This is a genomic window from Flavobacterium zubiriense (genome assembly GCF_041729725.1).
GTDB lineage: Bacteria > Bacteroidota > Bacteroidia > Flavobacteriales > Flavobacteriaceae > Flavobacterium > Flavobacterium zubiriense.
Map to the genome: position 1 here is coordinate 97,660 of NZ_JBCFQL010000008.1, position 12,967 is coordinate 110,626.

A 12,967-nucleotide genomic window follows, 5' to 3' on the forward strand; every position below is an offset into this window, starting at 1 on the left:
TTGTTAAAATATTACATTTATATTGTATAATTAATACCGCTTTTAAGAATATGTATTTTTCTTTGGTTATTCCCGTATATAATCGTCCAGACGAAGTTGATGAGCTTTTAGAAAGTTTGTCAAAATTAGATTATAAAGAAGATTTTGAAATTGTAATTGTAGAGGATGGTTCTACAATTCGCTGTGAAGATGTTGTCAATCAGTATAAAAGTAAATTGACTATTTCTTATTACTACAAAGAAAATTCCGGTCCAGGAGATTCTAGAAATTATGGAATGAAAATGGCCAAGGGTGATTATTTTATCATTTTTGATTCGGATTGTATCATTCCTGTCGAATATTTAACAGAAGTGAACAAGGCTTTAAAAGCGAATTATGTGGATTGTTTTGGCGGTCCTGACAGAGCATTAGACAGTTTTTCGAATATTCAAAAGGCGATTAATTTTGCATTGACTTCTTTCCTAACAACTGGCGGAATTAGAGGTGGTTCGGAAAAAATAGATAAGTTCCAGCCCCGAAGCTTTAATATGGGAATTTCCCGAAAAGCTTTTGAAGCTTCTAATGGATTTGGAAATATACATCCGGGTGAAGATCCTGATTTATCCATTCGATTATGGAATTTAGGTTTTGAAACAAAACTTTTTTCGAAAGCTTACGTATATCATAAAAGAAGAATTGATTGGGATAAGTTTTCTGTTCAGGTAAATAAGTTTGGAAAAGCACGTCCGATTTTAAATAGTTGGTATCCAAAACACAATAAATTAACATTCTTTTTTCCATCGGCATTTGTTATTGGGTTAGCACTCTCAATTGCTTTATTAATTTTTACGTATGATTTTTTAGCTAAATTGTATTGTGTTTACTTTTTTGTAATCTTTTTGGTTTCAAGTTACCAAAATAAAAGTATTAAGATAGGTTATCTTTCGGTAACAGCAGTTTGGAAACAGTTTTTAGGTTATGGTTTAGGGTTTTTAGAATCGTATATTAAAATTATTATTTTGAAGCAAAAGCCAGAAGAAGCTTTTCCTTATTTATTTTTTAAAAAATAATTATGACCAAAATTATAGGATTAACAGGTGGAATAGGAAGTGGTAAAACGACTATTGCTAATTATTTAGCTTCGCTTGCTGTTCCTGTTTATATTGCGGACGATGCTGGTAAAAAAGTAATGCAACAGTTAGAAATAATAGAAGCAATACAAGAAAAGTTTGGAACGAATATTGTAGTAGAGCATCAATTGAATCGAGCAAAATTAGCTGAAATTGTATTTAATAATCCAGACCAGCTGAAAACGCTCAATGCTATTATTCATCCTGCGGTTAAAGAAGATTTTAAAAATTGGCTAAAACAACATCAAGATTCCCCTTTTGTAGTGTATGAATCGGCAATTTTATTCGAAAGTGGGAGTTATACTGATTTTGATTCGATTATAACGGTAACTGCTCCCGTAGAAACTAGAATTTCAAGAGTTTTAAAAAGAGATGATAGTAATAGAGAACAAGTGATGAAGCGAATCCATGCACAATGGACGGATGAGCAACGGATTGCAAAAAGTGATTTGGTAGTTGAAAATGTGGATATTAATTTGGCTAAAGTAAAAATCGAAGAATTTCTTAAAATTTTATCGATTAATCAATAAGATAACTAGGTGTTAATGTTTGGTTAATACATTATCAACTATACTGTTAAAATGTTAATTTTGTTTTGATGAATAAATTGTTTTTTAAATTTCTTGTTTTATTAATGAGTTTGTCTCTAATAGGGATTATACTCGTTCAGGTATATTGGTTTAATACTTCATTTAAAAATAATGATGAACAATTTACGTATCATGTTACTCAGGTGATTGATAATGTTGCTGATAAACTGGAGAAACAGGAAGAATTTAGTTTTTATAATAAAATCAATCAAATTAAAGATAGTACGGGTAAAATTCCAGAAAAAAGTGATTTATTAGAGATTTTATTTGTTCAAAGAAATACAAAAACCAATAAAACGATAATTTATAAAAATAGTATCTCATCTGAAAAATACGATTACAATGGATCGTTATTTAATAAAAAATTTAATGGAGATGGTTTTAAAAGTTTTAGCTCAAAAAGGTTAACTGAGGTATATAATAGTAACAATGTTGTTGATAATTCAGGTTTAAACAAGAGTCTAATACCAGATTTAAAGACTGAAAAAGATGGGAATTTAGATGTATTAAATAAGGCTCAGTTACAAATTTCATACAAGGATTACGCATCAACATTATCTATTGAAGAAAGAATTTCAAAAGAAAAGTTAACCACTCTTTTGAAGAAAGAACTGGTTGAACATGGAGTTGATACAAAATTTGAATTTGCAATTCAAAGTAATGGGACACAGACAAAAATAAAATCGGATAATTTTCAAGTTGATAAAGAAGCAACTTATACTGTTCCGATACTTGCTGATAATGAAGGAGTTGAAAAGTATCGATTATCAGTTACTTTTCCAAATAAGAAAAAGTTTATTCTGTCAGAATTAATAAGTATTACTATTTTATCAATAGTATTTACATTAATTATTTTAATAGCATATACCAGCGCATTAAGTCAATTAATTCGTCAACGTCAAATTTCAGAGATAAAAACGGATTTTATAAACAATATGACACATGAGTTTAAAACTCCTATTGCTACTATAAATTTAGCTTTAGATGCCATTAAAAATCCTAAAATAATTGAAGACAAAGAAAAGGTTTTCAGGTATTTGCAAATGATCAGGGATGAAAATAAGCGAATGCATGCCCAAGTAGAAAATGTATTGCGAATTTCGAAATTAGAAAAAAGAGAACTGGATATAGAAAAAGGTTCAAGCAATGTTGAAGAAGTGATTTATGACGCTATCGAACATGTAAATTTAATTTTGCAAGATAGGGAAGGACAAATCAGCAATCATTTTGAAGCATCAAGGACCACTGTTTTAATCAACGAAGTACATTTTACAAATGTTATTGTTAATATTTTAGAAAATGCGATAAAATATTCGCCAGAAGCGCCTAAGATTGATATCTACACAGAAAATATTAAAGATATGATTCTGATTAAAGTAAAAGATCAAGGTTTAGGAATGAGTAAAGTAGCTCAAAAAAGAGTTTTTGAGAAGTTTTACCGCGAGCATACTGGAGACTTACATAATGTTAAAGGCCATGGTTTGGGTCTGGCTTATGTGAAAAGAATTGTTGAGGATCATAACGGTCAAGTATATGTAGAAAGCGAAAAGGGAAAAGGAAGTACCTTCATTATAAAATTACCTCTAATAAATTAGTATATGGAAAATATAAATAAAAAAATTCTCTTAGTAGAAGATGACTTAAATTTTGGGGCTGTCCTTAAAGATTATTTGATGCTAAATGACTTTGATGTTACCTTAGCCAAAAATGGAATGGAAGGTTTTGAAAAATTTAAAAAAGATTCTTATGATTTATGTATTCTGGATGTAATGATGCCTTATAAGGATGGGTATACATTGGCAAAAGAAATAAGAGAGAAAAGTGCCGAAGTGCCAATTATCTTTCTTACTGCAAAATCAATGAAAGAAGATGTTTTAAAAGGATACAAAGCAGGAGCAGATGATTACTTGAATAAGCCATTTGATTCAGAAGTTTTGTTGATGAAAATCAAAGCTATTATTCAAAGAAAAGCTTCGGATGTAAAAGCAGAACAAGTTCCTTTTGAATTTATAATTGGTAAGTTCCATTTGAATTCTAAATTGCGTTTCTTGAGTTTTGCAGGTCAAGAACCAGTAAAACTATCTCCTAAAGAGAATGAATTATTAAAAATGTTGATTCTTCACGAAAATGATTTGATGCCAAGAGAATTGGCTTTGACTAAAATTTGGAGAGATGATAACTATTTTACCTCTAGAAGTATGGATGTTTACATTGCTAAATTGAGAAAATATCTAAAACTAGACGAAGATGTTGAAATTTTAAATATTCACGGAGAAGGTTTCCGATTAGTAGTAAAAAAATAAAGCATAAAAAAAGCTTCGATGAAAATCGGAGCTTTTTAATTTAGTAATAATCCCATCTTGTTTTTAAAATGAGATGGGATTTATTTTATTTAATATAATTTCGGGTATTTTACAGGATTTGTTTCTGAAAGTATACTATAAATTTTTTCATATATGTCTTCTACAGAAGGTTTAGAAAAATAATCACCATCAGTTCCATAAGAAGGTCGGTGTTCTTTAGCAGTTAAGGTTTGTGGCTTGCTGTCTAAATATTTAAAAGCATCTTGTTGCTCAATAATTTGTTGCAAAATATAAGCTGAAGCTCCACCAGGCAAATCTTCGTCAATAACTAAAAGACGATTGGTTTTTTGAATGCTTCTGGCAATGTCATGATTGATATCAAACGGAAGTAAAGATTGAATGTCGATGATTTCGCAATCAATACCAATTTCTAATAATTCTTTTGCAGCCTGCTCCACTAAACGCAATGTAGAACCATACGAAACTAAGGTGATATCAGCTCCTGTTTTAATAGTTTCCACTATACCAATTGGCGTTTTGAATTCTCCAAAATTCAGTGGCATTTTTTCTTTCAAACGGTAGCCATTTAAACATTCTATAACTAAAGCAGGTTCGTCACATTCTAATAATGTATTGTAGAAACCAGCAGCTTTTGTCATGTTTCTTGGTACTAAAACACGAATTCCTCTTATGGCATTAATTATCATTCCCATAGGCGATCCTGAATGCCAGATGCCTTCTAAACGGTGTCCTCGGGTTCTAATAATTAATGGTGCTTTTTGTTTCCCTACTGTTCTGTATTGTAATGAGGCTAAATCGTCACTAAGAATTTGAATAGCATAAAGTAAATAATCAAGGTATTGAATCTCGGCAATAGGTCTTAATCCTCTTAAAGCAAGTCCAATTCCTTGTCCTATTATAGTTGCTTCACGAATACCCACATCAGCCACTCGAGTTTCTCCATATTTTTGTTGCATACCTTCTAAACCTTGGTTTACATCACCAATGTTCCCCGAATCCTCTCCAAAAATTAATACGTCTGGATATTTTGTAAATAAGGCGTCAAAATTGTCCCGAATAATCATTCTTCCATCGGTATCTTTTCTAGCGTCGGTGGCATAAGTAGGAAGCACTTCTTTGACAGAAAATACATTTTTATTTGATTCAGAATACAGATTATTGCTAAATGTAAGCTGATTTCTTTGTGTATATTTTTGTATCCAAAGTGATAATTCATTTGCTACAGCTTCGTTGACAACTAATCGTAGTGTTTTTCTAGCTGTAACTAGAATTTCTTTTTTAAATGGATCTTTAACGGCTTTAAGCGAATTGGAAAGTCTTAGAATTTGATCCTTATTTTTACTTGAAGGGGCAATTTGTTCTAATAAATTAACGAGTTCATTTTTCTCACTAACTATTGGAGAAATAAATGAATTCCAAGCTGCTTTTTTAGCTTCTAAAACCTCTTTTTTAATGGCGTTATCAATTTCATTCAGTTCTTCAACGGAGGCAATATTGATGGCAATCATCCATAAACGCATCTGTCTGAGGCAGTCAAACTCTTTTTCCCAGTTAAGGCGTTCAGTGCTTTTGTATCTTTCATGTGAGCCAGAACTGGAATGACCTTGAGGCTGTGTCAATTCAGTAACGTGTACTAAAACGGGAATGTGTTTTTCACGAGCAATTCGGGATGCTTTTTCGTAAGTAGTAATCAAATCCGAATAATCCCAACCTTTAACGGTTATAATTTCGATTCCATCCTTGTTTTTATCACGTTGAAAACCAGATAAAATTTCAGAGATACTTTCTTTAGTAGTTTGGTGTTTTGCATGAACTGAAATTCCATATTCATCATCCCAAACACTAATCAGCATTGGAACTTGTAATACTCCAGCCGCATTAATGGTTTCAAAAAATACTCCTTCAGAAGTACTGGCATTTCCTATAGTTCCCCAAGCAATTTCATTTCCATCATTAGAAAAGTTTTTTTGGTTGGGAATAGTATTGATTTTGCGATAAATTTTAGAAGCTTGCGCTAATCCTAAAAGACGAGGCATTTGGGCAGCTGTAGGCGATATATCTGCGCTAGAATTTTTTTGTTTGGCAAGATTTTTCCAACTTCCATCGTCGTTTAAACTATGGGTAACAAAATGCCCGCCCATTTGTCTTCCAGCCGACATAGGTTCTTGTTTGATGTCAGTGTTTCCATATAATCCAGCAAAAAAATTAGCGAGTGTTAATTCGCCAATGGCCATCATGAAAGTTTGATCTCTATAATATCCTGAACGAAAATCTCCATTTTTGAAAAACTTAGCCATTGCAATTTGAGGCACTTCTTTTCCATCTCCAAAAATCCCAAATTTTGCTTTGCCAGTCAAAACCTCTCTGCGTCCTACAAGACTGCATTCTCGGCTTGTTGCGGCTATCTTATAATCATTCAATACTTCAGTCTTAAAATCCTCAAATGTCAATGTCGTATTGTTTTGTTCTTTTATCATAATTGAAAGATTATAATTCATGGCGCAAATTTACTTAAAAACTGGCTATTATCATAGTTGATTAAAAGAAAAATGTCTTATAAAGTGATGTTTTTATTCAGTAATAATGTCGTTTTTTTATTAAAAAACAATTTTTTTATTAAATAATTGATTATTCTGTAATGATTAATAGTAAGTTATTTGTTTAGAACCATTTTCGATTGAATAAATTGAATAGTATTTTAGGTGAAAATGTAATGATGAATCGTATTTTTTCATTGTAATTATTTTGGCTTATTTCCCATCCATTAGAGGAATATACAGGAAAATACACTTCAAAATAATCAGTCACTAAGTTTAGACGTATGCCGCTATCAAAGGCAAAAGTAGGGTTTTGATATTTGTTTTTTAAGATTCCTACATCTCCATACATTTCAATCCAATTCCAAATGGTGTATCCTGCATTTATCGTGCTAATCCATTGATTTGCAAAAGGTGTTTTTAATTTAGATTTAAATCCACCTTCGGCTATAATCAATTGTTGGCTATAAAAACCAGTGCTTTCTGATCGACCATAGTAACCATAATCAAATAGATAATCGGTAGGACGGTCTAAAGCGAAACTATAAAATTCTGTATTGCTATTATTGTAAAGAAAACTTCCTGCATAGAATCGTAAATTAATTTGGCGGTTGTTTTCAAAGAGTTTTCTATATTCAATTTGGCCTGCAATTTTTCCAAATTTATTGGCAAATTGAATATCACCCATCAAATTAAAATGATTTGTAACTTCAGTTTTTGTATTGAAATATTTGATGTTGAAAACCGAAGAATTTTCGGTTGAATCATCAGTAATTAGGGCACTTTTTTCACGATTAACAAGTACTTGACGCAAGTAAAAAACTTGTTTTCTATTATCTCTAAAGTCATTGTCTCTAATTCGTAATTGTATGTTTGGTGTCAGTTTTGTATAAGACGCATCGGGTGCATAATGAAAATAGGATGCAGATAATGAATATCTTACGTTGTATAGTCTACTATTTCGATAATTATGATTGATGGAAAAACTCCCAGATCCCGAAAAAGTTTTTGCATTGGTAGAATAGGCAGGAGTGACGTCGAAAACAAACGGTTTGTCTAAAATCGTTTTATTATGAAGGCGCATTCCAGGAATTAAACCATCGTATAAGTTGTATTCTAGTGTAGGAACATACAAAAGTTGGTTGTAATATGGATCTTCTAAATCCTTCATAAAAGCAAATTTTATAGGTCTGTTGTTAGGAAAAAAAGGTTTTAATGATTTCCAGTTGTTTCTTAAATTGTACTCAGGAACTTCATTTTCGTAATTCAATACAATTTTACTAGCATTGTTCCTTGGAATACTAAAAACGCTATCTTGAGTTGGTTCAATCCACTTTTTATAAACAATTTTTCCTTTGTTAATTCCGTAAACAGGTACTGGAACGTTAACATCTGTTTTGCGTTTTACTGAAAATTGAATACTATCATTGGTTTTTGTAACCTTATTAAATTTATAATCTATTAAATCTCTAGAATTGATTGTAGAGTTGAAAAACCATTCAATATTTTTAGGCGTTTGTTGTTTTAATTCGTTTTCAAAATCTAGTGCTGTTATATGTTTTCCTTGATTTTTAGTGTAAAATTCGTTAATACCTTTTGTAACGGCATGGTTTTCTAAGTAACTATTTAAAAAACGTAAACTTAAACCAGCACGATATTTACTAGCAATTTGTTCATTGAATTTAATGAGTGTATTCTTTGGTGCTCCTAATGGCTGATCCAGATTTTTTCTAGCCATCAACATATAAAAATAGCTGTATTGTTCATTAAAATCTAAGTTGGTCAGATGAAAGCTTTTTAACAGTTTAAAAGAAGCTGCATTACCTAACATTTTAGTTCCAGGGTGATTTTCTTCAATATATTTCATCATGGTATAGACTTGGATTCCGTTATGAATCCAGCTTTCATTTCTATTATTGATAAAAAGACTGTTGTTGAGAAAAACAGTAAGGTAAGTTTTTAAGAATTTTATTTCAAAAGTAAATTCGTTTGAAAAAGGTCTAATTATAGAAGGCAACTGGTTTAGTCCGTAAAAAGGATTTTTTTCATAATCGGTTTGTGAAATTACTATTTTTTTAAATGGATAATCACCAACTAATTTTTTTACAAAACGAACCACAGCGTCAATTGCTTTAGCTTGATCCTCAGGAGCTACTTTGTCGCCATCTAAATTAGTTATTACTTCAAAACTATCATTTTTAAAACTTGTAAAACTAGATTTTGGTTCTATAAAAAGACTAAAATTAACTCTGTTTTTTCCGTCTAATTTATAGAAAGTGTAATCTTTATTACTGCTTTGTTCGATTGTGTTTAAATCAGTAGTAAGAACAAAACCGTTGGTTAATTTAAGTTCAATATTAAAATCAGAAATAGCATTAGCAATATCATTTAAATTTTCATTACTGTGTTTAACAAAAGTATGATTTTCATAGCGTGCGGGGCATAAAAACCAATCTTCCAAATTGATATTTCCCAAGTCATCATAGCCAATTTTAGTAAATTTACTACTCGGAATTTTTACATTATAAGCTAATTTTAAATGAATTTTTTCATTTGGAGCTAATTTTTTATTCAATTTTACAATAATAAGATCTTGCTGTTTCTCAACTCTTTTCCAAGAATGAACGAACTGCTCATTATTAAAAATTGTAATATTCGAAGTTTTCCCTCTTTCTTCTTCTTTTGCTAAATGAAATCCACGATAAAATTCGTCTGAAAACCGAAGAGCTAAGGGCGTTTTTACATCAGAATAGGCATTGTTCCAGTCATTTAAAACAATTTCCGAAATACTATCAGTTGAATTGTTTAAAAAATCAATTTCCTGTTTGATTGTTAATACATGGGTTTTTGTATCAACTTCCACAAAAAGTTGATTGCGATGTTGTGCAATACTACTATTTATTGAAGCCAAAAGCACAACATAAAAAACAGAAATTTTAATGATAGTATTCAATGTTTGTTTTGGTTTTTAAAGTATTTCAATTTACATTTTTTTATTTTAAAGCAGACATTAAAAATTAAAAAAATTGTAAACCGCTCCTTAAAAATTGGGTTTTAAAGTATATTTCTTGTAGAAATTGTCTAAAACATCTACAACCTCATCTTCGTTGTCTACAATCTTAATTAATTTTAAATCATCAGGACTTATCGTTTTTTCTTGTTCAACTAAAACGGTTTTTATCCAGTCTAATAATCCTGACCAGTAACTGCTTCCCACTAAAATAATAGGAAAACGAGCAATTTTTTTGGTTTGAATTAATGTGATTGCTTCAAACATTTCGTCCAGTGTTCCAAAACCTCCAGGCATAACCACAAAACCCTGCGAGTATTTTACAAACATAACTTTTCTAACAAAGAAATAGTCGAAATTTAAGTTTTTGTCGTGGTCAATATAGGGATTGAAATGTTGTTCAAAAGGCAGCTCGATGTTTAATCCTACAGAAGTTCCTCCGCCTAAATGCGCTCCTTTATTTCCTGCTTCCATAATTCCAGGTCCACCGCCGGTAATAACGCCGTAACCTGCTTTACTTATTTTAAAAGCAATTTTTTCTGCTAATTGATAGTATCTGTCCTCAGGTTTTGTTCTAGCAGATCCAAAGATAGAAACACAAGGCCCAATACGCCCCATATTTTCATACCCATTCACAAATTCCGACATGATTTTGAAAATCGCCCAACTATCATTGGTTCTTATTTCATTCCATGTTTTTTGTTTTAAGCGGTCTTGGATTATTTTTTCTTCGTCATTGTCAAAATCTTCTAATCTCATATTTAAAGTAGTTAATTGATAATCAGTAACCTGATAATTACTGTTGCTTTTTAGTAATTTAAAAAAAATGCTAATAGCTAATATAACTTTTTTTATACGATTAAAAAGAGAGAAGTCTTAAAATTTATGCTTTTTTTGATAACTGTTTATGGCTTTATAACTGATATAATTTTTGAATTTTATCTTTTTCGAAAGGAATTTCGATAAAATACTCCAATTGCCATTGTTGTGTTTTTTGAGCTTGTTTACTGGTTGTCTTAACCCAAGGCGGATAAACACGAATAGCACGTTTGCCTTCTTTTAAAACAGTTGAAAAAACAGCTTTTTCGAGAAGTATAGCAGTTGGAAATACAAATTGTCCAAAATAATTTTCAGTTTCAGTATTGATAATTACCAAGTCAAAACCATCTTCAATTGCAAAAGGAGCAATAGGACCGTTTGCTGTTCTTTTCCATAAAGTAACAAATTGACCTATTTTTGTTGGTGTGGTTTTAGCTGTTCTAAAAAGAATTTTTTTGTCATTAAGCACTAGTTGGCAAGCATTATAATCGGCACTTTCTTTTTCTAAATAAATACTTTTAGTTTCTAGACTTAATTTGTTAAAAACAAGCGTGTTGGTTTTGTGTAGAAAATCAGGAATAGCAATCATAAAGTAGTTTTTAATGACAATTGTTTTTTGTTCTTCCCCTCCGTTGGAGGGGTGCCCGAAGGGTGGGGTGGTCTATTAGTTAATGAAATTGTATTTCATCCAAATTCTTCAATAATATATTTCTCTAATTCCATCATTACATTATTCAAATCATGTTTTATTCTTGAATCAGAAATTTTATATACCCTTAATCCTAATGAAATGAGATAATCTTCTCTTTTTTGGTCGTATGCTTCTTTATCGTTATGGCTTGAACCATCAATTTCAATTATTAATCCCAAAGTTTTTACATAAAAATCAACAATATAATTACCGATGATTCTTTGTCTGTCAAAATCAATTTTCCAAAAGGCTCCTTTGTGAACTTGTAACCAAAAAATAACTTCAGATAATACACCTGCTTTGCGTAATGCTCGGGCTCGGCATTTTAGTTTTATATTGTATGGTAAGCTTTCAATAAAGTTTCTATATATGGGATGACCATTGATATAAGCTGTTATTTCTCTATCATTTTCCATGCAAATTGATTTTTTATCTTTTGGAGTCATTGTTGTCCGATAAAAAAGAAGCCAAATTAATGGCTTCTTAAAAAACATCGTAATTTAGAGTTGCAAAATTCAAATAACGATGGGTAAAAATAAGTATTTTTCGACTAAATCTGTTTTCGGACAGTTGATTTCTTTACTAGATGATTCTATGATTTCAAAAGCCGTTGATAAACATAATTCTGACAGGTATGTAAAACACTTTAAAAGTCAAGATCATTTATTTAGTATGGTTTTTTGTTGTTTGGAAAAGTGTAATTCTTTGCGTGAAGTTACTTCTGGAATGCTAGGATTATCAGGAAAAGAAGAGACGGTGAGAATAAATCATCTTCCTAAAAAAAGCACTTTATCCGATGCAAACAAGACTAGGAAAGTGGAGTTTTTCGAAGAAATCTACAACAAGCTATTGGAGAAATATAGCTTTGTTTTATCGGACAGTCGAGTTGAAATAGCATTAGGGAAGCAAGTAAAAATTGTTGACAGTACAACCATTAGCTTGTTTAAAGACATTTTAAAATGCGTTGGAAGGAAGCCAAGTAACGGGAAAAGTAAGGGTGGAATTAAATCACACAGTGTGATAAATGCAGATGAAAAAGTTCCTAATTTAGTATGGTTTACAGCTGCTACAACTCACGACCATCAGTTTTTAGAAAAACTAAAATGTGATGAAGATACCGTCTATATTTTTGATAAAGGATATAATGATTATAAGGCTTTTGAGTATTTTACCCAGCAAAAAACAGGCTTTGTAACTCGAATAAAAGAGAATGCAAAATATGAAGTAACTCAAAAAAACACCATTCTAGAAAAGATTCATAGTGGTGTATTGTCGGACGAAATTATTGAAGTTGAAATTGATAAAGAAAGTACAAAAGGCAAATTGAAATTAAGAAAAATAAAATATTATGACAGGGAACATAAAAGAACTTTCGAGTTTATTAGCAATTTATTTGAATTTAGAGCAGACACAATAGCTGCGCTTTATAAAATCCGATGGCAGATAGAATTGTTGTTTAAACAGATTAAACAAAATTTTCCACTAAAATATTTTTTAGGAGACAACGAGAACGCTATCAAAATCCAAATTTATTGTGTCTTGATAGTAAATCTTCTGATGGGAGTGATAAAGAAAAGTTTGAAAAGACAATGGTCTTTCTCTAATTTAGTCAGTTTTTGTAGAATTCATTTATTCAACTATATTCATCTAACTAAATTTTTAGAAAGTCCAGAAAAAGATTGGGAATTAGATCCAAAAATCAATGGGCAATTAGGACTATTCGATGACTATTTAGCCACAGGATGAAAATTTGATAAATTAAATTGAAAATTATATTTTTTCATTTATTGAATTCTAATGACAATACTAAAAAACAAGCTAAAGCAAGATAGAATCTCGTTAAGCACCTAAAAATATACAAAATCTAACAGTCTGAAATTATTTATC

The 12,967-nt window shown here is 30.7% G+C and carries 10 protein-coding genes; 5 read left to right on the top strand and 5 right to left on the bottom strand.

The window, feature by feature from the left end:
- Window positions 1-50: 50 nt before the first annotated feature.
- The 4 genes from AAGV28_RS08795 to AAGV28_RS08810 all read left to right on the top strand — a co-directional run bounded on the left by AAGV28_RS08795 (window position 51) and on the right by AAGV28_RS08810 (window position 4,002).
- A complete protein-coding gene (locus AAGV28_RS08795; protein WP_373406447.1) occupies window positions 51-1,049 on the top strand; it encodes a glycosyltransferase family 2 protein in 999 nt (332 codons plus the stop codon).
- 2 nt (window positions 1,050-1,051) lie between these two features.
- Complete coding sequence (gene coaE / locus AAGV28_RS08800; RefSeq protein ID WP_373406448.1) at window positions 1,052-1,639, top strand: dephospho-CoA kinase; 588 nt, start codon at window positions 1,052-1,054, stop codon at window positions 1,637-1,639.
- A gap of 68 nt (window positions 1,640-1,707) precedes the next feature.
- Window positions 1,708-3,294, top strand: a complete 1,587-nt coding sequence (locus AAGV28_RS08805; RefSeq protein ID WP_373406449.1) for a sensor histidine kinase — start codon at window positions 1,708-1,710, stop codon at window positions 3,292-3,294.
- Window positions 3,295-3,297: 3 nt separating this feature from the next.
- Window positions 3,298-4,002, top strand: a complete 705-nt coding sequence (locus tag AAGV28_RS08810; RefSeq protein ID WP_373406450.1) for a response regulator transcription factor — start codon at window positions 3,298-3,300, stop codon at window positions 4,000-4,002.
- An 89-nt stretch (window positions 4,003-4,091) separates the two neighbouring features.
- Here the strand turns inward: AAGV28_RS08810 and AAGV28_RS08815 are convergent, their stop codons facing one another.
- From AAGV28_RS08815 to AAGV28_RS08835, 5 genes are all read right to left on the bottom strand, one after another.
- The gene (locus AAGV28_RS08815; protein WP_373406451.1) at window positions 4,092-6,500 is read right to left on the bottom strand and encodes an alpha-ketoacid dehydrogenase subunit alpha/beta; all 2,409 of its coding nucleotides are present in this window, start codon (window positions 6,498-6,500) and stop codon (window positions 4,092-4,094) included.
- 184 nt (window positions 6,501-6,684) lie between these two features.
- Complete coding sequence (locus AAGV28_RS08820) at window positions 6,685-9,513, bottom strand: gluzincin family metallopeptidase (RefSeq protein ID WP_373406452.1); 2,829 nt, start codon at window positions 9,511-9,513, stop codon at window positions 6,685-6,687.
- Between the two features lie 87 nt (window positions 9,514-9,600).
- Complete coding sequence (locus AAGV28_RS08825; protein WP_373406453.1) at window positions 9,601-10,329, bottom strand: LOG family protein; 729 nt, start codon at window positions 10,327-10,329, stop codon at window positions 9,601-9,603.
- Between the two features lie 154 nt (window positions 10,330-10,483).
- Entirely contained in the window at window positions 10,484-10,978 is a 495-nt protein-coding gene (locus AAGV28_RS08830) for a MepB family protein (protein WP_373406454.1), read from the bottom strand.
- 95 nt (window positions 10,979-11,073) lie between these two features.
- Window positions 11,074-11,496 carry an endonuclease domain-containing protein gene (locus AAGV28_RS08835; RefSeq protein WP_373406455.1) on the bottom strand — a complete coding sequence of 141 codons (423 nt, stop codon included), beginning with the start codon at window positions 11,494-11,496 and terminating at the stop codon, window positions 11,074-11,076.
- A 109-nt stretch (window positions 11,497-11,605) separates the two neighbouring features.
- On the opposite strand from AAGV28_RS08835, the gene AAGV28_RS08840 reads away from it, so the two are divergent.
- A complete protein-coding gene (locus tag AAGV28_RS08840; RefSeq protein ID WP_373406456.1) occupies window positions 11,606-12,826 on the top strand; it encodes an IS4 family transposase in 1,221 nt (406 codons plus the stop codon).
- The last annotated feature ends 141 nt before the right edge of the window (window positions 12,827-12,967 follow it).